Genomic DNA, 23,898 nt, shown 5'->3' on the forward strand with positions numbered 1-23,898 from the left:
TTTTTTTGTTGCAACAAAATTGTAAAGCTCGTACAAACGACGAGCCGAATTTGTTGCTCAGAAAGCCCAAACCATGCCAGTTCAAGGAATTCATGCCGCGCAGGCCTCGCCTGCTCGGACCAAATCGACACGTCTATTCCGTCGCGCAGTGCCGGTTTTTCCCGGTGGTGTGACCCGCGCCACGGTAGAGAAAGATCCAATCCCGTTTTATGTCGCGTACGGGGAGGGCGCCTATCTCATTGACGTCGATGGCAATCGCCTGCTCGACCTCAACAATAATTTTACGACCCTTATTCACGGACACGGCTTCGAGCCGGTCCGTCAGGCTGCAAGCGATCTCATGCGGACGGGAACGTGCTTCGCCAACCCGACCCAACACGAGGTCGGGCTTGCAGAGTTGCTTGTCGACCGCATCCCGGCCATCGAACAAGTGCGGTTCGTCAATAGCGGCACCGAAGCGGTGATGTTCGCAATCAAAGCCGCCCGCGCATTCACGGGCCGGCCTGGAATTGTCAGGGTCGAAGGGGCCTATCACGGCGCTTACGACTGGGCCGAGGCCGGGCAGGCGGGGGCCTCAAACCCAGACGACCGGGCAGCGCCTCCACGGGCAATACCTGCCTATCATGGCACTCCTGTAAGTGTCTCCGATGACGTCCATCTCATTCGCTTCAACGACGTAGACGGACTTGAGCGACGTCTACACGCCCTGCGTGACCGTGTCGCCTGCGTGTTGATCGATCCGATGCCCAGCCGCGCCGGTCTTATTCATCCCACTGCCACCTTCATCGAGGCCCTCAGTTCGGCTGCGCACAAGCATGGCATCCTCATCATCGCCGATGAGGTTCTCAATCTCAGGCAGGGCTACGCAGGAGCCTCGCCGCGATACGGGCTCACCCCCGACCTCGTCACGGCCGGCAAAATCATCGGCGGCGGCTTCCCGATCGGCGCGATCGGTGGACGTGAAGAGATCATGCGGGTTTTCGGTACGGAGGTGAACAAGCCTCTGCTGTTACAGGGCGGCACGTTTTCCGCCAATCCCGTCTCCATGGTCGCCGGTCGCGTCGCCATGGAAGCAATGACACATGATAACTTCAATCACCTCGAGGCGCTTGGAGAACGGCTGCGCGGCGGCCTCAGAAGCAGCATCAGCCGCACCGGTGCGCCGTTCTCTGTCACCGGCGCAGCTTCCCTGTTTCGCATACACCCCAAACCCCATCCGCCAACCGAGTTTCGAGAAGCCTTGCTGAGTGATGCGCAAGGCCTCGTGATGAAGGGACTTGCCCGGCATTTCCTTCAAAGCGGCATCCTGCTTCCCCATGGCGCCGCAGCCAGCCTTTCGACACCAATGACCAACAGCGACGTCGACCTCGTGCTCGCTGCCTTCGATGATTTCCTGAATGTTCACGCCGCCAACGAGAGGGCGCAATAATGACCAATGCCGCAACTGAAACTGTCGCCGAGCGCATTGCCCGCATCCTCTGCCGCCACCAGGTAGAAGTCATCTTCGCCCAGAGCCTTCCCTCGGCAGTTATTCTTGCGGCGGAGGCGGCCGGCATCAAACAGATCGCCTATAGGCAGGAAAACATGGGCGGGGCGATGGCCGACGGATATGCGCGCATATCAGGCAAAGTCGCTGTCGTTGCCGCCCAGAACGGTCCTGCGGCGACACTTCTTGTCCCGCCTCTCGCGGAAGCCTTAAAGGCAAGTGTTCCGATCGTTGCGCTCGTTCAGGATGTTGAGCGCGACCAAACGGACAGAAATGCTTTCCAGGATCTCGACCAGATCGCACTCTTTCAATCTTGCGCCAAATGGGTCCGGCGCGTTCATGTCCCAGACCGGATTGACGACTATGTCGACGCCGCCTTTACCGCCGCTGCGTCCGGTCGCCCGGGGCCTGCGGTCTTGCTCCTGCCTGCCGATCTGTTACGCGCGCCGGCTAAGCCGGCCGCCCTTCCGAGATCAAAATGCCTCGGGCACTGGCCACTTGATCGCACGCGTCCCTCTGAAGAGGCCCTCAATGAGGTGGCACGACGTATTGCATCGGCGCAGGCGCCTATCATCGTTGCAGGTGGCGGCGTGCATGGCGCAGACGCCGCAGAAGAGCTGACAGCCTTGCAGCACGAGGCAAGCCTACCCGTGATAACAACCAATATGGGCAAGGGGGTGGTCGACGAGTTTCATCCATTGTCTGCCGGTGTCCTTGGATCATTGACCGGGCCACGCTCGCTCGGACGTCACTCGCTGACTTTGATTGAAGAAGCTGATCTGGTCATTCTCGTCGGGACGCGAACCAATCAGAACGGAACGGACAACTGGCGCCAGATTCCAACCTCTGCGACAGTCGTGCATATCGATGTCGATCCGACAGAGATCGGACGGAATTACGAGGCGATCCGCCTCGTTGGCGACGCGGCGCAAACGCTTTCGGCCCTTCGCGAAGCACTTGCTCGCGTCGACCTGACGTGTCGCCACAGTCATCGTGTGCGACTGGAGGAGCGCATAGCAGGCTTCTGGACCGCGTTCGAATGTGATCGCTTAGATGTTGCGACTGCGACTTCCGGGCCCATCCGTCCGGAAAGGGTGATGGCGGAGCTTCAGCCCTTACTGACCGCTGACATGATCGTCGTCGCCGATGCCTCCTACTCCTCGATGTGGGCTGTCGGGCAACTGCGTGCACCAGGCATCATGCGCTTTATCACGCCTCGCGGTCTCGCAGGACTTGGTTGGGGGGTGCCGCTCGCGATCGGCGCCAAGGCTGCCCGTCCGCAAAGCCCTGTCGTTGCTCTCGTTGGCGATGGCGGCTTCGCCCATAGCTGGGCCGAGCTCGAAACCATCGTGCGCATGCAGCTTCCCGTTATCACCATCGTTTTGAACAACGGCATCCTTGGTTTCCAACGGGATGCGGAGACAGTGAAATTCGGCAGCTACACGACGGCATGCCATTTCGCCGACGTCGACCATGTGCAAATCGCCAAGGCTTGCGGTTGCCCCGCGGTCCGCGTTGAAGATCCTCGTGATCTGGCCGATCTGCTTAAAAGCTGCATCGATGCTAAGGGGCCCATGTTGATTGAAGTCATGACGGACCCGGAAGCACATCCTCCCCTTTCTCTCTTTGCGAACATGGATGCGGCAGCATGACAAATGGCCCGACGGCTAGGATCGCCGTGGTCACGGGCGGCACGACAGGTATTGGGCTGGCAACAGCCCAATACCTTCTCGCACGCGGCCACCGGGTTGCGATCTTCGGTCAAAACGAAAGCCATGTGCGAAACGCCAAGGACGATCTTGCCCGCGAATTTGGTGCTGAACGCCTGTTCGCGCGCATGGTCGATCTCGGGCAGCCACGTCAGATCACCACATTCTTTCGAGAGCTCGAGCAAAGCTGGGGAAGTGTTGCTGTTCTCGTTTGCAACGCCGGCGTCTCGCCAAAGGGTGTCGACGGTCCGACGCCCTTCGGCGAGGTCTCGCTCGACGAGTGGAACTCTGTTCTTTCGATCAACCTAACCGGTGCGATGCTGTGCTGTCAGGCGGTGTTGCCAGGTATGGTCCGACATGGCTTCGGACGTATCGTCTTCGTCGGCTCGGTCGCCGGGCGATCACTTCCACGCATCGCCGGTAGCGCTTACGTCGCCTCTAAAGCAGCGATAGCCGGTCTCGCGCGTTCGCTTGTCTGGCCCTACGCCGCCCACGGTATCACAGCCAATGTCGTTGCTCCGGGCAGAATTGCGACCGCAATGGCTGGTGCGATCAGCAACCAAACCAATCAGGCGGCCATTGCACGCATTCCCGCCGGCCGAATGGGCGTCCCCAACGACGTCGCCGCTGCCATAGGTTTTCTCACCTGCGATGATGCGGCCTTCGTCAACGGGGCAATCTTGGATGTCAATGGCGGTGAATACGCGCCAGCGTGAGGTTGTAATCGGCGTTTTGCGCAAAGGACGACAGATGAACGGACGAATACTGATCCAGACCGAAGACGCAGAGCTTTATCTGCTTCTTAAACACATCCTCACGCTCGATGGTTTTTCGGCTGAAAACAGCAACCGTTTGGGAGAGCTTCTGGACCGTGTTCATCAAGCCCCGCCATTGGCGATCGTGGTCGACTGCTCTGATCCCGAAATGAATGCATCGGCCGTTTGCGCCCATATCAAGGCCGCCACAAAGTCTGAGACAAAGATTGCGGCTCTCGTGAATACGGCGAACGGCGACCACGGTCGTCCGCTTGTCCCATCAACCGTGGACTGCATCATAGACCGTCCGTTCAATCCGGAGCGGCTGCTTGCTTTTCTGCGCGGCTTGCGCGCCGATGTGGCGGCGCAAGCCAGCACGAAATCGGCAGCGATACTGCGCTACGCCGACATCGAAATGAACCTCAATCGGCTTCGCGTCGAGCGAAATGGCCATTCGGTCGTTCTGTCGGCGCTTCAGTTTCGGTTGTTGATGTGCTTGATGCGGGCCCCCGACGTTGTCCACACGCGCGATGATCTAATTGCTGCGGCTTGGCCGCCCGAAGCAGAGGTCGAGCCACGAACCGTTGATATTCACATTGGACATATAAGGCGCGCAATGAAGCGGGAGGGGGCTGACGTCATTCGAACCGTTCGCTCTGTAGGCTACGCGCTCTACCTGCCATCGCATTGACCGTGCGTATTTTTGGAGTGCTTTGCCAACCCTTCCTACGCGCCTCAGGCCAGGCATCCAGTGCGCAATAAGCGGCGGCCGTCGCGGCCTGTGGACCATAAAGATCAATTGCGGCGGCGACAGCCTCCTCTGGCGCCAAGCCCCGAGCTCCTTACGTGCACGGGGCGCTTTTGACGCATGCGCCCACAATTATGCAGCTTCTCCCCCATATGATCGTAGCACGTGCTTCCGTTCATCGGCGGTTCAGGCTGATTAGCTCAATGTGATAGCAGTTAGGAGGAGTTTGCTATGAAAAAGCTCTTATCCGCCCTCGCAGCGATCGGCTTAGCTGCGTCGTTCGCCTTACCGCTAAGCGCCGCTCCGATTTTCGTGCCAAAACCCGTAGAAGTGCAGACAAGTGCCGTCGAACAGGTCAACCACTGGCGTCATCGTCAATGGCGCGCGGATCGTCGGTGGGATCGCCGCTGGGATAGGCGACACGCTTGGCGTTCATGCGGTTACTACGGCAGGTGCTACCCGCGCCAATACGGGTACTACGGCTATCGTGACAGGTACTACGGCTATCGTGACCATTACCGTTACCACCGGCGGTCGGGCGTCACCATCTACTTCGATTTCTAGCGGGAAGCGAGCGCAGCACGCCAGCACGTCAATGCACCGACCCCGCGCGTCGTAGGTCGCCGGGATTGCTCCAACCCTTTACGTCTGCCGCAATCGGCATAAATCCTCCTTGCAGGAGGATGCCGAGATGTCAGAAGAATGGCCGATGTTCATTCTACAGTGTGTTGTCGTGATCGGCCTGGTAGGCGCTCTGTTCATCAGGGCAGACTAAAGCTCGACCAAATACCGATTCCGGCTTCGACATTTGCTCAGGTCCGCCACTTCGGCATGCGCTGTGCGTTGTGCAGCAGCTCGCGGGCAGTAGCGAAGTGACCAAATAGGTACCTAAGCCTCTTTTCCTCCTCGTAGCAGAGGTGGTGTCGTTTGCAGAAATCGCTTACTGACCAGACTTTGGTTGCTGCCTCCGCAACGAGTTTCTCGGTTTCTACGCGCTCCATGTTTCCCTCCCTACGATTTACATTCGGCCATCCTACTAAAGTCTAATGTAGCGGGGAATAAACTAAGGCATAGCCACTTTGGGTTATTCCGATTGTCGTGGCGCGCCTTGTCTCGCGACATGGCAATTGTGCGGCCGCTCTCCTTTTTACAGGATCGAGCGGCCGCCTTCGTTATTGCGCCGGTGTTGTCGTCGACGGCGTCGTTGTCGATGGCTCGGTAGTGGACGGAGTCGTTGATGGTGTGGTGGTCGATGGTGCGGTCGTAGTCGGCTCCGTAGTGGACGGAGTAGTTGTCGACGGCTGCGTCGTCGTAGACGGAGTCGTAGTCGGCTCCGTGGTGGTTGCCGGCGGCGTTGCCGTTTCTGTCGCTGTGTCGTTCGTCCCTGGCATTAGGAACATCACCGCCAAGATGATGATCACAACGGCGACGACTAGACCAATTGCAGTATTCCGGTTCATGCCGGCTCTCCTCCAACGTGTGGCTTTCAAATAGGTACATGGAGCGCAGCTCGTGGTTTTCAATGTAGGGAGCTGATGTCCGGCAAGGTTGATCGCATGGCGGCCCGCTCTACCAGGCATCGCTCGGTCGAAAGCGCGCACTGGGAGAACTTTGCCAATATTCGCTAACGCTACATCCGCTTTGTGAGAGATGGATTCAAACCGAAGAGGTTCTCGAAGCGGCAGTGGTGAACCATCGCGTTCCATGCAAGGGTATGCTGGAGCTTTTCAGCAACCCCGACAACCTTGAGAGCGTCTGCAAACCTCACCACGACCGCCTAACGCCGAGGTCACGTTATTGGTTGCGAGATCGCTGGCAGGCCGATTGATCCAAGCCATCCGTGGAGCCGGGGGGATAATCGAGCGCTTGCCGGAACAGGAAACGGACTACCTGCGACCCGCCTGCGTTCCAACTGAGAGTAAATTTGACGAGGAGGGATGTTCACCATCTTCGTTGTGGATGACGACGGAAGCGACTTTGGACGAGCCAGCTCCCTTCATTTTCCACCAAATGTGTCATTCTCCGCTCACACTAAGTCGCCTTACGATCTCTCAGCGTTGAAAATACCTCAAACCAGAATTTGTAGTCATCGCTACGCGCCTCAGTCCACGCATCCAGTGCGCAATAAGCGGCGGCTGTCGCGGCCTGCGGACCATAAAGATCGATTGCGGCGGCGACCGCCTCCTCGGCTCCGAAGTTTTTCCAGATGCCATCCTTTCCGGCCGTATCACTGATGCCGGACGATCTAACGAGAATTTTGGACAAGCTCAATCTCCCTGCTGTCCGGCAGGTGATGTTGATGTTGCCGGACGTTGGAACTCCGTATCCGTGAGCCACAGAAGCCGCTTGGCGGTTCTTATCGTGTCGTCCCTGGCAATCTTTATTCGACCGCGAATGCTTGTCCTCGTCGGCGATCGACAGCCCTAAAGATAGCGGTCAAGGGCGGGCCTTGGCAACAACTTTTAGACGCATCCCGGCACGCGAACTTTGCGCAAGACCTTCAAGGAAAACATCACAAAAGCCGGCAGGTCAGCCGCTCAGAATCCGGCATTTGCTGCGGTTGAAGGATTTCGCCGCACACGGCATCGGCTCGGAGATCCGAGTTCATCGATCGAGGTGGCGATCACAAGCGCTGCGCTCGATTTTGGTCGGCCCTTCATAAAGCCAACAGAAAAATAGATCCCTGTTTATCGCAGTAGCCGAGCCAGGCCGCCTAGGCCTGACATGAAGCGTTTCGGTCATAGCCAGACAGAGCACCAGAGCAAACGATGATGCGAAGGCTGGCAACGGCTTTGAATTTTGGTGCATCATCATAAAGAAAGAACACTGCAGTTCATGACGTTTCGCCAACAAAATACCGTGAATATCGTAGAATTTTGGGGGTAAAATGAATTGGCCGACCTGCTAAGAATTACGTTTGTGACATCAAAAAATGTGAGGCAACGAATGAAACGTCAGCGAGCAACAGTCGCGGAGGCTTCGCGATGAAGCCTTTGATCCTTATCTGCCCGCGCAACGTGGACATCTACCTCCTGCTCACGCACATCCTGAACGTCGATGGCTTCCAAACAACGCTGGCCAGCGAAGAAGAGGTCGTCGAGAAAGCGGCGGCGATGAAGCCCGAGGCGATTATCCTGGATACAGGCACAGACGCGGCATCGACGTTAAGGGCATGCGCGACGATCAGGTCCAACGAGATTACCGCCGCAATCCCAACGATAGCCCTCGTTGCAGCCGGCGACGAGCGGCATTATCTGGATCTATTGAAGGCAGGCGTGGATGAAAACTTCGTGCGGCCCGTGTTGCCGATTAGGCTGTTGAATTATCTTCATTCTCTTTCAAAGTTTACCGCACGGGCGGCGGCGATAGAAACGCCGTTGACGGAAACGTTGACAGGCACATTGGCGTTTGGAGGGCTGACAATTCACGTGGGGCGGCGGCTGGTGAAATATGAAGGGCGCGAGCTCCAGCTTGGACCAATTGAGTTCAAGTTGCTGAGCCGGCTTCTCGAGGCTCCTGGCAACGTCTTCTCCCGCCAACAATTGATCGAGATCGCCTGGCCGCCAAACCTCTATGTTCAGTCGCGCACCGTAGATGTGCACATCGGCCACCTGCGCCGTTCGCTACGACGCCTGACCGGCGGTAATCTCATCCGGACAGTCAGAGCGTCTGGCTACGCCGTGGAGCTCAATCGCTCTATGGGTGAAGGTTTCATTTCATAATACTGTATATTATGAATTCAGTATCTTATAATACAGCATATCGTGGACTATTGTTTAAATGTCTGACTTTATACGTTACATAATATTCAAAAATATTTGTACAATGCTTCGTTGAGTTGGCTCGTCGCAACAGCCAGTCTCCAGTCAATTCATGTTCTGGAGGCACGAAATGTCGATAAACACCAAGACCGGTCCGAACGGCGCAAGCAGGAGCCTTCACCGGAATACTGATAGCCTCATTCGCCATTCGCGAAGCCACTTCGATGCTGCGCATTTCCATGGGCTCATGGCGCTCTATGCGCGGCCCTCAGCCGGTCGGGCTGTCGTTCTGCCGCATGAAGGCGAGCGCCGTGTCGTTGATTTCGTGCGCTGCTCCTATCTGGGGCTCGATAATCATCCGAAGATTATCGATGGCGCAATCGAAGCGTTGAACAATTACGGTGCCTTGCATTGGTCATGCGCGCGAACGCGCCTCAATTTCGCGATCATCGGCGAACTCGAGATGGCCTTGTCTGAGTTGTTCGATGCGCGCGTGATTGCCTTCAGCACGGTGCTGGCCGCAAACATGAGTGCACTTCCGTTGATCGCTTCCGGTCACCTGACAGGTGGCGCCAAGCCCGTGATGGTTCTCGATCGCCTCGCCCATGCAACGCTTGCCTATCACAAGGGAACACTCGCTGGTGAAACAAAGGTCGAGACGATTGAGCACAATGACATCGAGGCGCTCGAGGCGCATTGTAAAAAATACCCTGCGGTTGCCTACATTTGCGACGGCGTCTATTCCATGGGAGGCTGTGTCAAGCTCGAGCAACTGCGCCACCTGCAGGATCGCTACGGCTTGTTTCTCTATGTCGACGACGCCCACGGCATCTCCATCTTCGGAGGCAACGGCGAAGGTTATGCCCGGTCGCAGATTGACGGTTCGCTCGGTGACCGCACGATTATTGCAGCATCCCTAGGCAAGGGTTTTGGCGCCTCAGGCGGATTGCTGATGCTCGGCAACGATCACCAGGAACAGCTCTTTCGCAGGTTCGCGGTTGCCCATGCATTTTCTGCATCTCTGAATGTAGCGGCGATCGGTGCTGCACTTGCATCCCAAGCCTTGCATCGCACGCCGGAACTTCAAAATCTGCAGCTTGAGCTGCAGTCACGAATTGCCCTTTTTGACTGCCTCGTCCCAACGGAGCAGAGAGGCTCGTCACTGCCGATACGAACAGTCGAGATCGGAGACGAATTAAGGGCAATCGCGGCGGCGCGAACTTTGCTGAATAGAGGTTTCTACACATCGGCAATTTTCTTCCCGACTGTTCAAAAGGGACGGGCCGGATTGCGCATATGTCCAACAGCGGGACATAGCGAGGGCGATATCAAGGCAATCGGCGAAGCGATCGCCGCGGTCCTCGAAGAGTTTGAGCAAGCGGAGGCGTGAGCAAATGCTGACTTCTACCGCTAGATTCGCCTTGCCCACGACCGCCAGCGAGCTGTGCATTGAGGTTCCTGGAGCCGCATATGTCGTCAGACGCCTGGCAGAACGTCCGGCGCTTGGCCACCTGCTCCAGACGAACGATGGCGATCTCATCAAATTTGTCACTGGCGGGAAGATCACAATGTGGGCGCGCGGTAAACGATTGTTTCTGCTTGTGGAGGCAAGCGACCTCCTCACGCGTATCGCGATCGAAGACGTTCTGGCCGTGGAGCTTAGTTCCATCCACCCGACGCTTCCAACCTTGCTGCTGTGGCATGCCGCCAAGTTCGAACGCCTGCGGTCGCCGCACGTTCCTGAACATGGTCGGATTTCAGTTCCAGTTTAACCACATGCGCGAAACATGGAGTTTCTCACGCCAGTGAAGGCTGCACCTACCAGCCCGCTTCCACTGCCATCGAATGGAGTGATCGACTGTGATCAAGAAAAGTCTATTGCCGCTCAAGGCGAGGTGGCCTGCTTCAGTCTTGCAAAAAGCGTATCCGATATCTCGAATTCGCGGGCCTTGCCCCGTCCGAGCGCGTTCTTCGCCCAGCCTTCGCTCAAAAGGCCGCGGGCAACCAGCTGATCGATCGGCTCTGCCGCTCCGCCCCTCGTCAATCCAGTTCTTTCCGTGATGTTTGTTAGCGTCAGCGGGATGTTGGCCAGGTGCAAGTTATAAAGCAGGCTCAGCATTCCCAGCTGCTTGAGGCGGGCCTGCGGGGTCTCCCCCTCTACTGGATTGTCCATGATCTCGCTCATTGCGAGCGACGAAAACGTAATGCTCTGCCAGCGGGCGTCAAATGATGTTGGCGTGGCTTTAACTATCATTTTTGTGACACGCAGGCGATCCGACAAATCGCTCCCCCAAAGGTCTCTCTGCTTGCTTCGCGAGGTATTCGCATGGTCTTCAGCACCTCTAAGATCGTCATGTCCGGCTCTTTGTCGATTGCAATATATGCCGTTTGCGAGACTAAATCCTATGCGGATAATTGGGCATGTGAAGTCCTTCTTTGCCTGTCGAACCCTGGTGGGCCAACCGAGTTCGTGGAATGCCGGCCGTCAATCCACAAGCTTTGGAAACATTTGGCGAAGGGGCGGTCCTTTCCCGTCTGTAGCGGTATCGGTTTTCGAGCGTCCCGTCCGGGTTATGAGCCCTATTACTGCGAAGCTGGGTATCGGCTGCGCCAGCGCAACGCAGACCGCGGCCGCGAGGTGACCTGCGTTTCGTTGCAGCCGGTCCCAACAGGCAACGACAGTTGCACAAGGCGGTGGCAGGACGGGCGGCAGGCGGGTCAATGGGAACGGGCACAAGGACTACGCGTCTGCGTAGCATACCGGCAGAAACCGCCCCATGTGCGCCAACGCCCCCGCTTCGTCGACCTAACGATTGATGGGGTGGCGCCGCAACGTGTCTGGTTTTGATCCGATGCCCGTCCTATTCGTCGTATTGGCTGAGACCTGCGCACCGACGATCTCAAGCGAGACCCTGGCGGCTGTCGTCAGCATTGAAAGCGGACTTGCTCCGTTGGCGATCCGTATCAACAGTGACTATCCGCTCGGCGCCCCCCCGCACAATATCGGCGAAGCCGCCGATATTGCGGCCAGGCTCATTGCCGAGGGAAAGAGCGTAGATCTCGGGCTCGGGGGCATAAGCCCGTCTGACCTTGCGAGCATGGGAATGAGCATCGCCGATGGCTTTGACCCGTGCAAGAACCTCAAGGCCACCGCGCAACTTCTGACGCAATACAGGATCGCTGCAGACCGCGCGGGGTTCCAAGGCACAGAGCTCGACGCCGTCACGCTGCGCGCCTACTTCGGTCGAGGCGATGCAAAGATCGGCGAAATCGTCGGATACGACCGCCGTGTCCAAAAAGAGAAGGAGCGGTTGAAGCCACGCCTGGCAACGCTGGCGCTGGAAGATGTCACGCGGCAGGCGCTGTCGCCACACCGAGCGATGGGCGGCGGCGACATTGACCCAATGCCGAATGAAGTCGCGCCGCTCGACGAAGTCACAAAGGCACACAAGGTTCAGCCGTTGTACCCCGGCGGTCAGAATGACTGGGATGTATTCGCTTCTGAAGCGGGCACTTCGGTTCTCGTTTTTTCCAAACAATAAAGGGAGTTTCGAATGTCCTTGCGATCGCATCTAAAAGCTGTTGCGGCGTCGACAATAATCACTGCAGCGACGACCTTGGCGATGATGGAACCAGCGTTCGCCCAGGCCGCTGGCATTGAAAACGTGCTTCAGAACATTGTCGATATGCTGACCGGCAACATCGCCCGCCTGCTCGCGGTTATCGCCATCATTGTCATCTGCATCTCCTGGATGTTCGGTTACATGGATCTGCGCAAGGCAGGATTCTGGATCATCGGTATCGGCGGCATCTTCGGCGCCACCGAACTCGTCAACACGATTGTCGGATGATGCTCATGTCGCGCGCTGCTGCTGTTGAGGAAGACACGCTATTTCTTGCATGCACGCGTCCCATCATGGTTGCCGGGGTGACGATGGAGGCGATGGCGATCAACATGATGCTGACGACGACCCTGTTCATCGCCGCCGGCTCGATTGCCTATGCCCTCGTTGGCGTGGTTGTCCATCTCGCTTTCAAAGCGCTCGTCAAGCACGACCATAATATGTTTCGCGTCCTCGTTGCCTGCGTCGAAACGCGAGGCAGGACGCGCAACGCGGTTCTTTGGGGAGGCTCGACCGTCACTCCCTTGCGCCTCCATCATATTATGGCTGGAAGGATCTAGACCTTGCCTAGTCTTGCTAAGTTCAAAGCCCGCGAGCTGGAACCGGAAACCTTCATTCCCTACGTCCGTCACATCGGCGAGACCGTCATTGGCCTCGATTCTCGCGCTTTGATGACGGTCATCGCCCTTGAAGGCATCGCTTTTGAAACTGCCGATCCCCTCGATATCAATGCATTTCACCGCGATCTCAACACGCTCTATCGCAACATCGCCGACGAGCGGCTGGCGCTATGGGCACATGTCATCCGCCGGCGCGACAATGACTACCCGCAGGGCGTTTATGCCAATGCCTTCTCCGACAGTCTCAATCGAAGATACCGCGCCAGGATGGTTGACGAGGATCTCTTCCGCAACGATCTCTATCTGACGCTGGTGTGGCATCCGGCCCGCCGTCCTGCCCGCAGGATCACATCGCTGCTGACGAGGCTAAAGAGGGCACGGGCCACTGGCTTCGAACTTGATCGCCAGGCCCTCAAACATCTGGTCGACGTGACAACCAACGTCTCAGCCGGCTTGGCGCGGTTCGCGCCGCGGATTTTATCGATCTATGAGCGCGACGGCATTGTCTTTTCCGAGCCGAGTGAGGTGCTCCATCAACTTGTCGGCGGCAGGCGAGAGCCGATCCCGCTCACGGAAGGGCGCATTTCTTCAGCGATCTACTCCGACCGGGTCATCATTGGCCGGGAAACCGCCGAGATACGACACGAAGCGGCGAGCCGTTTCGCCGGCATGTTCGGGTTTAAGGAGTACCCGGCGCGTACCCGCACTGGCATGCTTGATGGCCTGCTGACGGCACCGTTCGAGCTCATTCTCACTCAGTCATTCGTCTTTGTCAGCAAAGCCGACGCCAAGGTGATCATGGGGCGCAAGCAGAACCAGATGGTCAGCGCCGGCGACAGGGCAAATTCACAACTGCACGAGCTTGCAGACGCCCTCGACGATCTGGAATCAAACCGGTTCGCCCTAGGCGAACATCATCTGACGCTCGCAGTCTTTGCGCCCTCGGTGACAGAACTCAATGACAATCTCGCAAAGTCGCGCGCGCACCTCACCAATGGGGGTGCAGTCGTTGCCCGTGAGGATCTCGGGCTCGAAGCAGCCTGGTGGGCGCAGCTTCCGGGCAATTTTCGCTATCGAGCCCGCTCCGGCGCAATCACGTCCAAAAATTTCGCCGCCCTTTCTCCGTTCCATTCCTATCCCCGCGGTCAGAAGCACGGCAACGAATGGGGCCCCGCCGTCGCTCTCCTGAAAACGGCGTCCGGATCGCCGTTCTATTTCAACTTCCACCATGGCGATCTCGGCAATACTTTCGTCTGCGGACCGACAGGATCGGGCAAAACCGTCGTCGTCAACTTCATGCTCTCGCAGTTGCAGAAGCACGATCCGCATATTGTCTTCTTCGATAAGGACCGCGGCGCCGATCTGTTCGTGCGCGCCGCAGGCGGGATTTATCTGCCTCTGCGAAATGGTACTCCGACCGGATGCGCACCACTTAAAGGCCTTGAACCCACGCCGCAAAACAAGGTCTTTCTGTCCCAATGGATCGCGAAGCTCGTCGGCTCGAAACAGCGTGAGCTCTCCGTCACCGAAGTTCGCGATATTGCCGGCGCCATCGACGGAATTGCCGACCTTTCGCGGGATGAGCGAACCATTGGGGCGTTGCGCGCTTTCCTCGACAACACCGATCCCGAGGGCATAGCGGCGCGCCTGCGTCGCTGGGAAAAAGGGGGGCCGCTTGGCTGGGTGTTCGACAATGAGGCCGACGACATAGGAATCGGCGCGAAGTTCATCGGCTATGACATGACTCATTTCCTCGACAATGAGGAAATCCGCACGCCACTGATGGCCTATCTGTTTTATCGGGTCGAGCAGTTGATCGACGGCCGGCGGATCATCATCGTCATCGACGAATTCTGGAAAGCGCTTGCCGACGAGGCCTTCCGCGACCTTGCTCAAAACAAACTGAAGACGATACGCAAGCAGAACGGATTGATGGTGTTTGCCACGCAAAGCCCACGCGACGCTATCGGTTCACCGATTGCACATACGATCATCGAGCAATGCCCGACACAGCTGTTCATGCCGAATGCGCGTGGAAGTCATGCCGATTATGTCGATGGTTTCAAGCTGACGGAACGCGAGTTCGAACTGATATCGCGCGCGCTCTCCAACGATGCCAGACGGTTTATCGTCAAGCAGGGCCACAACAGTGTTGTCGCCGAACTCAATCTCGCAGGCTTCGACGATGAACTCGCCGTGTTGTCCGGGCGCACGGCCAATGTCGAACTGGCGGATCGCATCCGTGCAGACGTGGGAGACGATCCGTCCGTCTGGTTGCCGCTGTTCCAGCAAATGAGGAGTACAAGCTCATGATCAGGAAGAAGACAGCGACGATCGCTGCAGCCGCAGCGCTTTATGCAACAGGGGCCTCAGGGCAGGGGATCCCGGTTGTCGACAACGCTGCAATCGCCAAGCACATAGAGAGCATAGCCCAGTTGACCAAGCAACTGGACACGATGAAGGCGCAGCTTGATCAGGCCCAGCAGCTTTACGGCTCCCTGAACAAACTGACCGATATGGCTGATATCGCAACGATCTTGAACGATCCGGCGATCCGCAACGCGCTACCCCACGACTTCTCAGAGGTCCAAGGGTTGCTAGAGGGGACAGGCGCCGGCGCCTTTGGCGATTCCGCCACGAAATTCCTCGATGACAACAGCATCTATAAAACCAGCGCCAACGATTTCTACGCCTCAGAACTTGCTCGCATGCAGAGCCGCAACGCCGGTCAGATGAGCCTCGGGCAGCAGATCTATGACGCGGCAACCAAGCGCATCGACGGCATCGACGAGTTGCGCAAACAGATTGCTGCAGCCGGCGATGCCAAGGACATAGCAGACCTTCAGGCCCGGCTGCTTGCCGAGACCGCCTTCCTCGAGACGGACACCCTGCGCATGCAGGCGCTGCAGATGATCCAGCAAGCACAGGTTCAGGTTGATCTGCAACGCCAGGCAGAAGACTGGCGCAAACGGATGGACGCAATGGGAGCCGCGCTCAAATGACAAAGTCGATATTGACCCGTCTGCTGTTGCTTGCCGCCTGCTCGCACCGTCAACCGGTTCTCACCGACTTGAACCTCTTCGCCGAGGCGGCCGGTGGCAAGGCCCGGCTCGAGCGAATGAACAAGGCGCTTGGGGGCTAAGGCGAATGTACCAGGTCTTTGCTTTCCTCGACAATCAGTTCAAGGCTCCACTTGAGAGTTTCATTTCTTCCGGAACATCCAACATCAGCACGTGGGTGGCGGGGCCGTTGACGGTGGCTCTCGTGCTCTATGTCGTCCTCTATGGCTATCTGGTTCTCAGAGGGTCCATTGAAGCGCCTGTGTTGGAGTTTGCCTACCGCGCGATCAAGCTCGCTATCTTGGTGATGCTCGTGCGCAATGCTGCGGACTATCGGGCGTTTGTAACTGATCTATTCTTCACCAGTCTGCCGCAGGAAATCTCCACCGCGCTCAACTCCGGCGCCGTACCGAGCGCTTCGACATTTGATGCGCTGCTCGACAAGGGGCAGGCGTCGGCCACCCAGATCTGGAACAGAAGCTCTTGGCCGCTCGACATCGCGACCGCGTTCGGTGGCCTAGTGATGGTCGTCATTACATTCATCGTCGCTGCCATCGGCTATGTCGTCTCCCTCTATGCCCGCGTCGCACTCGCAATCATTCTGGCACTCGGTCCCATTTTCATTGCACTGGCGATGTTTCAGAGCACGCGGCGCTTCACCGAAGCCTGGATCGGCCAACTGGTCAATTACGTTATCTTACAGATCCTGGTCGTTGCGGTCGGCTCGCTGCTGATCACGACGCTCGACACGTCGATCACCACGGTCGAAGCCTATGAGGACGTCTTGATGCGGCCGATAGCGATCGGAGCAATTGGGATCGCAAGCCTCTATGTCTTTTATCAGCTCCCCGGTATCGCAGCATCGCTTGCCGCCGGCGGTGCGTCGCTCACCTATGGCTACTCTGTGGCACGCGACGCTCATGACAGTACGCTCATCTCCGCAGCCGCAGCCGTCCAGCGCACCGCGCGGCGCGGCATGGGCGCCGCCGTTCGCCGCTTGTCGGCACACGACACGTCGTGATCCTGCCAATGCTCTTCCAGCAAGGTGCCTCAACGGCGCTGCGCCCTCTTAATGGATGAACAAGGGATACCGCTCGATATGCCGCGAACTGTCTCCTGCCTCTTATTGTTGGCCCTGGTCAGCGGATGCAACACCATGACTTCTCATCTCCCAAAATGCGACGGATACGCCAAACGCCCGCTCAACCGTTCAATGTGGCAATGGGAGGGCGGCAAACAGCGTGCTGCCAAACCGCTCGGTTACTTGCCTGAAGAGCGAGGTCCCGCTGCCTTCGAGGAGTTTGACGAACGCGCATCCTATCGCAAATGCGCAGGCGAGCTGGGGCGCCAATGATCACCTCCGATGGTTTGAAGGCGTATTTCGACAGGGCGCGCCGTTTCGATCATGATCGCTTGATAAGCGTCGAACGTTCGGCACGAATTGCCTGGGTTATTGCGATTGTCGCGAGCTGCGTTGCCAGCGCCGCCGTCTTTGCAGTCGCCGCGCTCGCGCCATTGAAGACGGCCGTGCCATTCGTCGTGCGTGTTGACAACTCGACCGGGATTGTCGACGTGGTGTCGGCCCTGACCTCGGGGGCTGCAAGCTACGACGAAGCGGTGACGAAGTATTTTGCTGCGCGCTATGTCAGGGCGCGCGAAGGCTATGTTTGGTCGGAGGCTAAGGAGAATTTCGAGACCGTCTCGCTCCTGTCGGCACAACCCGAGCAGATGCGCTTTGCCGCCCTTTACCGCGGCAGCAATCCCCACTCCCCACAAAATGTTTACGGGCGCGGTTCGACGGCGAAAGTCACGATCAAGTCGATCTCCCTGATCAACGCAAGCGTCGTGTCGGTGCGCTATCTCAGCACCATCACCCGTGCAGACGATGTCCGTACGACCCATTGGGTGGCGACGATCACTTACTCCTATGTCAACGCCCCGGTCTCCTCGACCGACCGGCTGGTCAATCCGCTTGGCTTCGTCGTCAGTGACTATCGGGCAGACCCGGAGGCGATCAATTGAAGACAATTTCATTGCCAGTCTTTGCCGCCATTGTCGCCGTCACCGCGGTGTTTCATCCCGCCTTGGCCCTCGATATCCCGAGCGGCGCCGGGCAGGACAACCGTGTTCGTTTCGTCAACTACCAGCCCTACAACATCACCCGCATCGTCGGCACACTCCGCTCGTCGGTGCAGGTGGAGTTTGCGCCAAACGAGGAGATCGCACATGTGGCGCTCGGCAATTCGGTAGCCTGGGAGGTGGCGCCGGCCGGAAATATTCTGTTCCTAAAACCCCGCGAGAACCAGCCGATTACCAACGTCTCCATAGTCACGACAAGACGGGATGGCTCCAAGCGCAGTTACCAGATGGAGTTGACGGTGCGCGACGGCTCCGTTGCTGCCGGGCAAGATACCTATTTCTATGTCAAGTACCGCTATCCCGCCGACGAGGCGCAGCGCCGGCGCCTGGAAGCGCACGCCCGAGGCCAAGCCGAGAAGGCCGGCGCTGCAAATGACGTTTTGGCGCTCCATGAGCAATATGGCCCGCGCAACTGGCAATATTCGATGCAAGGATCTGCCGCGATCGAACCGCAGGCCGTTTACGACAACGGCAAGCTTACAACGTTTGTTTTCCCCGACAATCGGGAGATCCCGGCAATCTATCTTGAGAACTCCGACGGAAGTGAAAGTCTCGTCCCGAAATCCGTCTCCGGTGGTCTAGTGCTCGTTCATGCCATCAGCCGCAAGTTCATCCTGCGTCAGGGAGTGGATGTGATCTGCGTCTTCAACGAAGCCCATACTCTTGGCGGGTACAACCCCGGTACACATACGACATCCCCATCGGTGGAGAGGGTCGTCAAGGCACCAGATGAGGGCACAGCTCAAAGAGACGTTCAATGACCGACGATGTTCCAACGACGATTCCCGGCGAACGCGGACATGCCCAGCTTCCCCAAGGGATCGACAGCAACCCTGCTCTCAGGCGCGGCGCCGTCGTTGCAGCTATCCTCGCCTTCATCGGTTTCGGGCTGTGGCAGATGCGTTCGCAGACCCTTGACCCAAATGCCAATCGTGAGGAGCGGGTGGTTATCCGGCAAGCAACGGACTTCGAGCCAGCAAAAGAGGAGCCGAAGACGGTGGAGCCATTACCCGAAGTCAAATTGCCAACCCCGGTTGTCGCCGGAACGCCCATCGAACCCGAAAAGGACGAGCTTCTGGAATCTGCCCGGCGAGCGCCAGTCATGGCCTTCAGCGCCGGCCAAGGCATCGATCGCCGTTCCGAATACACGCAGTCAGCGCCGGATCAAGCTTCGACCTATCTGCCCATTAACGGCACGCCTGGCGGCGAGGTAGGCGAGAACGAAGATCAGCGTTTCGACCGCATGCTGAATCCGACACGGCTCGAAGGTTCGCGCGCCGGACATCTCGGCAACCGGAACTATATCATTGCAATGGGGACTTCGATCCCTTGCGTGCTCGAAACGGCGCTGTCTTCTGACCAGCCTGGCTTCGCGAGCTGTGTCATCAATCGCGACGTCTTCTCGGATAACGGCCGTGTGGTGCTGATGGAGAAGGGCACGCAGATTGTCGGCGAATACCGTGGCGGTCTGCGGCGCGGCCAGAAGCGGCTCTTCGTCCTCTGGAACCGTGCGAAAACGCCAACAGGTGTCATCATCGCGCTTGCTTCACCCGCAACCGATGCGCTCGGTCGCGCCGGTTTTGACGGGCATGTCGACAGCCATTGGCGGGAGCGTTTCGGCAGTGCTTTGCTCCTGTCGATCGTTGGTGATGTCGCGAGCTTTGCCGGAAGGCAATTACAGGATCAGAACGTCGACACGGAGGGTACGACGAGCGGCGGCAGACAAGCGGCAGCGATCGCCGTCGAGCAATCGATCAATATTGCCCCAACGCTAAACAAGCATCAGGGCGAGCTCGTGTCGATTTTCGTGGCGCGTGATCTCGATTTTTCCGCGATCTATGAATTGCTGGTGACCGAGCCACGCAACATTATTCTCGATCGTTCCGTCCTCGGCGACTTCAGCAAACGCGAGCGCGTGGTCACGAAATGAGGATAGGGGCGTGACGGGAACGTGCGATGCGCCTGTCGTGCGCCAGCTTCTCCAGCCGATCGCCGGGTTGCTGCAAAACCCCACACTCTATGAGGTGGTCATCAACCGGCCGGGCGAAGTCCTGGCCGAAGGTACCGCTGGCTGGTCGCGCTTTGACGTTGCGGAACTGACCTTCGACAGACTGATGCGTCTCGCCCGCGCGGTTGCCAGTCATTCGCATCAGGCGATCGACGAGGCGAGGCCGATCCTTTCGGCAACTCTTCCGGACGACGAGCGCATTCAGATCGTTATCCCCCCGGCAACAACAAGAGGCACGGTTAGCATTACCATTCGCAAACCCTCATCGATGTCTCTGTCGTTAAGCGGCCTCGACGCAGCAGGGCTGTTTGCCGTGACCGCGCCGGCGGATGATCGACCCGACAATGCGGATAGAAGACTGTCGCAGCTTTACAAAGCAGGAAACTATGCGGCGTTCCTGAAGCAATCGGTTCTCGCCCGGAAGAACATCATTATTTCCGGAGCGACCGGGTCGGGTAAAACCACGCTGTCGAAGGCGCTGATCCAGCACATTCCGACGTTCGAGCGGATTATCACAATCGAGGACACAGCCGAGTTGGTCATACCGCAACCAAACCACGTTCGGCTGTACTATTCGAAAGGTGAACAGGGCCTTGCGAAAATCGGTCCCAAGGAACTGCTGGAGTCAAGCCTGCGGATGCGTCCCGATCGAGTCCTGCTGCAGGAACTGCGCGACGGCACGGCTTTCTACTACATCCGAAATATCAACTCCGGGCATCCAGGGTCCATCACCACAGTGCACGCTGACTCGGCAGCCCTCGCGTTTGAGCAGCTGACCCTCCTCGTTAAGGAATCGGACGGCGGGCAGGACCTCGCACGCGACGATATCCGCAGCCTCTTGAAGATGTTGGTCGATGTCGTCATTCAATGCAAACGGGTAGAGGGGAAGTTCCGGGTGACAGAGATATGGTCAAGCCGCTCGGCGTAGTGCCTTCTGCCGCAGCAGCGCCGGGTCGTATGCTCTCGGCCGGCTCTCCATGTCTTTAAGGCTGGCGGCGCAGTGCACACCGGGTCAATTGTGGTCGATTGATCACTTGGCCGCGGCGCAGCCTTCGCCTCTCACATTGTTTGACAACAACCGGGTATTGCCGGATCGTTGGTGTTTAGCAGTGAATTTCAATGCAAGCAGACTTTTGACGCAGCGTTGTCGGCGTGACGATGCCCGCTCGATTGAGCAGCAATCCCGTCGAGCGATGCCCACGAGCCCCTTTTGAAGCCAAGCGTAGCCTGAACCAATATGGGAGGATAACGTGAGCGACCATGTCTACAAGAAGGTGGAACTTATCGGTAGTTCGAAAGTCTCTTTAACCGAGGCGATCGAGACGGCGATTATGCGGGCCTCGAAAACCATGAGAAATCTCGAATGGTTCGAGGTCGATCAAATCCGGGGACACATCAAGGATGGCGCGGTGGCGCACTATCAGGTGGTTGTGAAGGTCGGATTTCGGATCGACGATTGACGCGCTGGGCCAGTTGTCTGTTCCGACGCACGAAGCTGTCTGCGCTTGTCGATCGGGTATTCATAGAGGCCGCGGATGCCGGTTACAGCACACCGGCGAGCAAGACCTCTCGGTCACACTGCAAGCACGATCGGCGTGATCTTAGGCAACTCGCGGGCATTGGCGGATCTTGCGAGCCAGTCCGTCGGCTGTCTCGGCTAATGACGAAACGCGCGGCGGCCTCCCAACCCCGCATGATTTCCGGGCGATAGCGTTGCTCATGAAATTCCAGCCTCGTGCAACCCCCAATGCCGGTTTTGAACGCTAGGATGCGATGCGGGTACGGACCACGCGTCTCCCGATCGGTCGCTCGGAAACCATTCCCGTTCTCGATGTCGCCTTTCTAAGGGACCGGCCGCGTCCAGTGTCAACCCGCAAGGGGTTTCCTCCGCTTCGCTGCGGTGACACTTGCGGCTCGGCCCCTTCTTCGGGCGCCATCGGGAATGGTTCCCGAGTAACCGAAGGAGACAGCATCATGGCCACCACGATCGCAACCCTTACCGAAAAGACCGACGGCACCCTCGAAGGTCTCTTCGCCACCATCAAGGTCAACGCCCCAATCGCCCTCATCCCGAATGCCCAGAAGGCAAGCGAAGGCGCCCCTGACTATCGCATCATCCACCGCCGCACTGGCTTCGAGATCGGCGCCGCCTGGTACCGGAACTCGCAGCGCACCGGCGAGGAATACCTCTCGGTCAAGCTTGAAGCGCCCGAGATCGGCGTGATCTTCGGCAATGTCGCGCCTGCACCCGGCGGCGAGGCGAACCGCAAGGTCATCCTCTGGAACGATCCAGCCTGAGCGGCGCATACGCCGGCCCCGCGGTGATCGCGGGGCCTCTCCGTCCAACCCCTTCATCCTGGAGAATACCAATGCGCCTCATCACCGATGAAATCCGCACGGCCCTCATCACCAACGGTCGGCGCTTCCAACGCGATCCAGACTTCGATCCGCTTCCGCTCGTCAAACTGTTCACGCCCGACGCGGCCGCCACATGGTTGATCGCCTCTGCCGAACCGGAGGACCCCGATCTGCTCTTCGGGCTCTGCGACCTCGGCGTCGGGTTCCCCGAACTCGGTTCCGTTCTTCTCTCGGAGATACAATCCGTTCGTGGTCGCCTTGGCCTGCGCGTCGAACGGGACATCACCTTTAAAGCGGACCGGACAATTACCGCTTATGCCAAAGTCGCTACTGCAGCCAGCCGGATTGTCGCCTAGCTGAGTAAATAGCCAGAAGGGACCGTAGTCGGCAGGCTGCGGTCCCGGTTTCCTTGTCGACATTGGCGAAATGCTACATCGTGAAGCTGTAACCGGATCTTGTCAAAAGGCGAGGGCAGCCAGTCGCCAGCATGTTCTGGGTGGCATACCCAACCCACCCTATCTGCTCAGAAACCTCAGCGTGCCATGAGGGGCCGGAACGCTTCAAGGCCGCGCGGCCCCTCCAATTTTGCCGCAAGAGACAAAATCGGCTCCTCCGCGCGCCGGCTCCGCCGGTCGCGTGACGCGAGCCTTGACCCCTTCCGACCCCTCATGACCGACGGCGTCATCTTTCGCAAATTCAAGGAGATGACGATGACGATCGAACAGCACATCGAGGAACTGCGCGCCGAACTCCGCAATTGCCCCGACCAGGCGGAGCGCTGCCATATCCAAGCCGAGCTTGAGGCGGCGCTCGCCGACCTCACCCGGCAGATCGCCAAAGAGCCGACCCCCGAATAGGGAGCGAGCTCTCAGCTGCCGGCCACAGGAGCCAGCCTGGCCGGATCAACCGATCTGTCTGCCTGCCAGGGGTTTCACCCCTCGGTGCTCCCCGCCGGCTACGCCGGAGGCGGACGCGTCCCCTTCGGGTCCGCGGGTCTCTTCTCTCTCTGAAGTCCTATTTTACTCCAGCAAATCCGGCGTCAAGGACGGCGCGGTCTCCCCCAATTTTGCCGCAAGCGACAAAATCGGTTCCCCCGCTTGCAAGCCGCTTCGCGGTCCTTGACCCCTCTTTGCCACAGAGTGGCCGATCTCCGTCATCAAGATGAAGGAGATCACATTATGACATCTGAACAGAACCTCATGCTTTATACCAAGCTTGCCGGCTTCCGGCTCATCGCCGTCGCAGGCCGCATCGCCTGCGTTGACGATTTCTCCCGAGAGCGTCATGACCGGCTGATTGAAGGACTCGAGGCGACTATCCATCGGATTCAGACCGTAATGGCATTGGAACGCCAGGTTCTTACCGACGACGAGTTCGCGGCCTCTCAGCTGGAGGGCGAGATCGAGATCTTCGGGCGCTTCGCCATCAGTTTGCTGGATGACGTCGAGATCGATTATGACACGTATGAATACCGCATCAACGGTGGACGCTGGATCAACGCCTTGATGGTCGATGACCTTGCCCCCAAGTTTTATCCGGTTTTGAGTTCGCTCCAGCGGTTTTTGGTTGCGGTATTTGCGGCGGTAGCGGCGGGTTGCGGTGCGAAGCCATTTCGGCTGCGCAGCACCGCAG

27 protein-coding genes and 1 pseudogene are annotated in these 23,898 nt (G+C 58.3%); 24 read left to right on the forward strand and 4 right to left on the reverse strand.

The window, feature by feature from the left end:
• Positions 1 to 73 precede the first annotated feature (73 nt).
• The 5 genes from BC363_RS06390 (at position 74) to BC363_RS35805 (ending at position 5,262) form a co-directional block, all read left to right on the forward strand.
• Positions 74 to 1,429 (forward strand): aspartate aminotransferase family protein, encoded by a 1,356-nt coding sequence (locus tag BC363_RS06390; RefSeq protein ID WP_065784445.1) that lies wholly within the window; start codon positions 74 to 76, stop codon positions 1,427 to 1,429.
• Positions 1,429 to 3,138, forward strand: coding sequence for an acetolactate synthase catalytic subunit (locus BC363_RS06395; RefSeq protein ID WP_065784444.1), 1,710 nt, complete (start codon positions 1,429 to 1,431; stop codon positions 3,136 to 3,138). Before BC363_RS06390 ends, BC363_RS06395 begins: the two co-directional genes overlap by 1 nt.
• Positions 3,135 to 3,911 carry an SDR family oxidoreductase gene (locus BC363_RS06400; RefSeq protein WP_065784443.1) on the forward strand — a complete coding sequence of 259 codons (777 nt, stop codon included), beginning with the start codon at positions 3,135 to 3,137 and terminating at the stop codon, positions 3,909 to 3,911. The genes BC363_RS06395 and BC363_RS06400 overlap by 4 nt, the downstream gene beginning before the upstream one ends.
• A complete protein-coding gene (locus BC363_RS06405) occupies positions 3,886 to 4,641 on the forward strand; it encodes a response regulator transcription factor (protein ID WP_244512697.1) in 756 nt (251 codons plus the stop codon). The genes BC363_RS06400 and BC363_RS06405 overlap by 26 nt, the downstream gene beginning before the upstream one ends.
• A 288-nt stretch (positions 4,642 to 4,929) precedes the next feature.
• Positions 4,930 to 5,262 (forward strand): hypothetical protein, encoded by a 333-nt coding sequence (locus BC363_RS35805; protein WP_083223559.1) that lies wholly within the window; start codon positions 4,930 to 4,932, stop codon positions 5,260 to 5,262.
• A gap of 248 nt (positions 5,263 to 5,510) precedes the next feature.
• On the opposite strand, the gene BC363_RS35810 is transcribed toward BC363_RS35805, so the two are convergent.
• The 3 genes from BC363_RS35810 to BC363_RS06420 form a co-directional block, all read right to left on the reverse strand.
• Positions 5,511 to 5,699, reverse strand: coding sequence for a hypothetical protein (locus BC363_RS35810; protein WP_065784442.1), 189 nt, complete (start codon positions 5,697 to 5,699; stop codon positions 5,511 to 5,513).
• 10 nt (positions 5,700 to 5,709) lie between these two features.
• Positions 5,710 to 6,198, reverse strand: coding sequence for a hypothetical protein (locus tag BC363_RS35060; RefSeq protein WP_065784441.1), 489 nt, complete (start codon positions 6,196 to 6,198; stop codon positions 5,710 to 5,712).
• A gap of 531 nt (positions 6,199 to 6,729) precedes the next feature.
• Entirely contained in the window at positions 6,730 to 6,963 is a 234-nt protein-coding gene (locus BC363_RS06420; RefSeq protein WP_065784440.1) for a hypothetical protein, read from the reverse strand.
• A gap of 719 nt (positions 6,964 to 7,682) precedes the next feature.
• On the opposite strand from BC363_RS06420, the gene BC363_RS06425 reads away from it, so the two are divergent.
• The 3 genes from BC363_RS06425 to BC363_RS06435 all read left to right on the forward strand — a co-directional run bounded on the left by BC363_RS06425 (position 7,683) and on the right by BC363_RS06435 (position 10,231).
• Positions 7,683 to 8,420 (forward strand): response regulator transcription factor, encoded by a 738-nt coding sequence (locus BC363_RS06425; RefSeq protein ID WP_065784438.1) that lies wholly within the window; start codon positions 7,683 to 7,685, stop codon positions 8,418 to 8,420.
• 169 nt (positions 8,421 to 8,589) lie between these two features.
• A complete protein-coding gene (locus BC363_RS06430; protein WP_065784437.1) occupies positions 8,590 to 9,849 on the forward strand; it encodes an aminotransferase class I/II-fold pyridoxal phosphate-dependent enzyme in 1,260 nt (419 codons plus the stop codon).
• 4 nt (positions 9,850 to 9,853) lie between these two features.
• Positions 9,854 to 10,231 (forward strand): hypothetical protein, encoded by a 378-nt coding sequence (locus tag BC363_RS06435; protein WP_141690237.1) that lies wholly within the window; start codon positions 9,854 to 9,856, stop codon positions 10,229 to 10,231.
• 113 nt (positions 10,232 to 10,344) lie between these two features.
• On the opposite strand, the gene BC363_RS06440 is transcribed toward BC363_RS06435, so the two are convergent.
• Positions 10,345 to 10,740 (reverse strand): MarR family transcriptional regulator, encoded by a 396-nt coding sequence (locus tag BC363_RS06440; RefSeq protein ID WP_244519811.1) that lies wholly within the window; start codon positions 10,738 to 10,740, stop codon positions 10,345 to 10,347.
• 553 nt (positions 10,741 to 11,293) lie between these two features.
• Between BC363_RS06440 and BC363_RS06445 the strand changes: the two genes are divergently transcribed.
• From BC363_RS06445 to BC363_RS06515, 16 genes and pseudogenes are all read left to right on the forward strand, one after another.
• On the forward strand, positions 11,294 to 12,001 hold the full coding sequence (locus tag BC363_RS06445; protein WP_161952441.1) for a transglycosylase SLT domain-containing protein: 708 nt from the start codon (positions 11,294 to 11,296) through the stop codon (positions 11,999 to 12,001).
• Positions 12,002 to 12,013: 12 nt separating this feature from the next.
• Positions 12,014 to 12,310 carry a TrbC/VirB2 family protein gene (locus BC363_RS06450; protein WP_065784433.1) on the forward strand — a complete coding sequence of 99 codons (297 nt, stop codon included), beginning with the start codon at positions 12,014 to 12,016 and terminating at the stop codon, positions 12,308 to 12,310.
• A 5-nt stretch (positions 12,311 to 12,315) separates the two neighbouring features.
• Positions 12,316 to 12,642 (forward strand): type IV secretion system protein VirB3, encoded by a 327-nt coding sequence (locus tag BC363_RS06455; RefSeq protein ID WP_065784432.1) that lies wholly within the window; start codon positions 12,316 to 12,318, stop codon positions 12,640 to 12,642.
• A 3-nt stretch (positions 12,643 to 12,645) separates the two neighbouring features.
• Complete coding sequence (locus BC363_RS06460; RefSeq protein WP_065784431.1) at positions 12,646 to 15,015, forward strand: VirB4 family type IV secretion system protein; 2,370 nt, start codon at positions 12,646 to 12,648, stop codon at positions 15,013 to 15,015.
• Positions 15,012 to 15,704, forward strand: coding sequence for a P-type DNA transfer protein VirB5 (gene virB5 / locus BC363_RS06465; protein ID WP_065784430.1), 693 nt, complete (start codon positions 15,012 to 15,014; stop codon positions 15,702 to 15,704). Before BC363_RS06460 ends, virB5 begins: the two co-directional genes overlap by 4 nt.
• Positions 15,701 to 15,844 (forward strand): hypothetical protein, encoded by a 144-nt coding sequence (locus BC363_RS35065; RefSeq protein ID WP_161952442.1) that lies wholly within the window; start codon positions 15,701 to 15,703, stop codon positions 15,842 to 15,844. Before virB5 ends, BC363_RS35065 begins: the two co-directional genes overlap by 4 nt.
• A 5-nt stretch (positions 15,845 to 15,849) precedes the next feature.
• Entirely contained in the window at positions 15,850 to 16,782 is a 933-nt protein-coding gene (locus tag BC363_RS06470; protein ID WP_065784429.1) for a type IV secretion system protein, read from the forward strand.
• A 329-nt stretch (positions 16,783 to 17,111) separates the two neighbouring features.
• A complete protein-coding gene (locus BC363_RS06475; protein ID WP_065784428.1) occupies positions 17,112 to 17,783 on the forward strand; it encodes a virB8 family protein in 672 nt (223 codons plus the stop codon).
• A 5-nt stretch (positions 17,784 to 17,788) separates the two neighbouring features.
• Positions 17,789 to 18,661 (forward strand): P-type conjugative transfer protein VirB9, encoded by an 873-nt coding sequence (virB9, locus tag BC363_RS06480; protein ID WP_065784485.1) that lies wholly within the window; start codon positions 17,789 to 17,791, stop codon positions 18,659 to 18,661.
• A complete protein-coding gene (virB10, locus tag BC363_RS06485; protein ID WP_065784427.1) occupies positions 18,658 to 19,830 on the forward strand; it encodes a type IV secretion system protein VirB10 in 1,173 nt (390 codons plus the stop codon). The genes virB9 and virB10 overlap by 4 nt, the downstream gene beginning before the upstream one ends.
• A 10-nt stretch (positions 19,831 to 19,840) precedes the next feature.
• Positions 19,841 to 20,836 carry a P-type DNA transfer ATPase VirB11 gene (gene virB11 / locus BC363_RS06490; protein ID WP_065784426.1) on the forward strand — a complete coding sequence of 332 codons (996 nt, stop codon included), beginning with the start codon at positions 19,841 to 19,843 and terminating at the stop codon, positions 20,834 to 20,836.
• A gap of 322 nt (positions 20,837 to 21,158) precedes the next feature.
• On the forward strand, positions 21,159 to 21,368 hold the full coding sequence (locus tag BC363_RS06495; protein WP_065784425.1) for a dodecin: 210 nt from the start codon (positions 21,159 to 21,161) through the stop codon (positions 21,366 to 21,368).
• A gap of 514 nt (positions 21,369 to 21,882) precedes the next feature.
• Positions 21,883 to 22,206: a DUF736 family protein gene (locus BC363_RS06500; protein WP_065784424.1), complete on the forward strand. Its 324-nt coding sequence runs from the start codon at positions 21,883 to 21,885 to the stop codon at positions 22,204 to 22,206.
• Positions 22,207 to 22,271: 65 nt separating this feature from the next.
• Entirely contained in the window at positions 22,272 to 22,622 is a 351-nt protein-coding gene (locus BC363_RS06505) for a DUF2958 domain-containing protein (protein ID WP_139109973.1), read from the forward strand.
• A gap of 354 nt (positions 22,623 to 22,976) precedes the next feature.
• Positions 22,977 to 23,123 (forward strand): hypothetical protein, encoded by a 147-nt coding sequence (locus BC363_RS35340; protein WP_167590817.1) that lies wholly within the window; start codon positions 22,977 to 22,979, stop codon positions 23,121 to 23,123.
• A gap of 321 nt (positions 23,124 to 23,444) precedes the next feature.
• Positions 23,445 to 23,771: pseudogene (locus tag BC363_RS06515) on the forward strand (hypothetical protein); the annotation flags it as partial.
• Between the last annotated feature and the right edge of the window lie 127 nt (positions 23,772 to 23,898).

Source organism: Ensifer sp. LC384, assembly GCF_001695865.1.
Classification (GTDB): Bacteria; Pseudomonadota; Alphaproteobacteria; order Rhizobiales; family Rhizobiaceae; genus Ensifer.

Excerpts from the sequence above, each read along its gene's own strand:
- BC363_RS35065 (WP_161952442.1), top strand. The coding sequence starts at position 15,701 with ATGACAAAGTCGATATTGACCCGTCTGCTGTTGCTTGCCGCCTGCTCG.
- BC363_RS06450 (WP_065784433.1), top strand. The coding sequence starts at position 12,014 with ATGTCCTTGCGATCGCATCTAAAAGCTGTTGCGGCGTCGACAATAATC.
- virB10 (WP_065784427.1), top strand. The coding sequence starts at position 18,658 with ATGACCGACGATGTTCCAACGACGATTCCCGGCGAACGCGGACATGCC.
- BC363_RS35805 (WP_083223559.1), top strand. The coding sequence starts at position 4,930 with ATGAAAAAGCTCTTATCCGCCCTCGCAGCGATCGGCTTAGCTGCGTCG.
- BC363_RS06455 (WP_065784432.1), top strand. The coding sequence starts at position 12,316 with ATGTCGCGCGCTGCTGCTGTTGAGGAAGACACGCTATTTCTTGCATGC.
- BC363_RS06430 (WP_065784437.1), top strand. The coding sequence starts at position 8,590 with ATGTCGATAAACACCAAGACCGGTCCGAACGGCGCAAGCAGGAGCCTT.
- BC363_RS35060 (WP_065784441.1), bottom strand. The coding sequence starts at position 6,198 with ATGTACCTATTTGAAAGCCACACGTTGGAGGAGAGCCGGCATGAACCG.
- BC363_RS06500 (WP_065784424.1), top strand. The coding sequence starts at position 21,883 with ATGGCCACCACGATCGCAACCCTTACCGAAAAGACCGACGGCACCCTC.
- BC363_RS35810 (WP_065784442.1), bottom strand. The coding sequence starts at position 5,699 with ATGGAGCGCGTAGAAACCGAGAAACTCGTTGCGGAGGCAGCAACCAAA.
- BC363_RS06425 (WP_065784438.1), top strand. The coding sequence starts at position 7,683 with ATGAAGCCTTTGATCCTTATCTGCCCGCGCAACGTGGACATCTACCTC.
- BC363_RS06400 (WP_065784443.1), top strand. The coding sequence starts at position 3,135 with ATGACAAATGGCCCGACGGCTAGGATCGCCGTGGTCACGGGCGGCACG.
- BC363_RS06390 (WP_065784445.1), top strand. The coding sequence starts at position 74 with ATGCCAGTTCAAGGAATTCATGCCGCGCAGGCCTCGCCTGCTCGGACC.
- BC363_RS06405 (WP_244512697.1), top strand. The coding sequence starts at position 3,886 with ATGGCGGTGAATACGCGCCAGCGTGAGGTTGTAATCGGCGTTTTGCGC.
- BC363_RS06435 (WP_141690237.1), top strand. The coding sequence starts at position 9,854 with ATGCTGACTTCTACCGCTAGATTCGCCTTGCCCACGACCGCCAGCGAG.
- BC363_RS06470 (WP_065784429.1), top strand. The coding sequence starts at position 15,850 with ATGTACCAGGTCTTTGCTTTCCTCGACAATCAGTTCAAGGCTCCACTT.
- BC363_RS06395 (WP_065784444.1), top strand. The coding sequence starts at position 1,429 with ATGACCAATGCCGCAACTGAAACTGTCGCCGAGCGCATTGCCCGCATC.
- BC363_RS35340 (WP_167590817.1), top strand. The coding sequence starts at position 22,977 with ATGACGATCGAACAGCACATCGAGGAACTGCGCGCCGAACTCCGCAAT.
- BC363_RS06475 (WP_065784428.1), top strand. The coding sequence starts at position 17,112 with ATGATCACCTCCGATGGTTTGAAGGCGTATTTCGACAGGGCGCGCCGT.
- virB5 (WP_065784430.1), top strand. The coding sequence starts at position 15,012 with ATGATCAGGAAGAAGACAGCGACGATCGCTGCAGCCGCAGCGCTTTAT.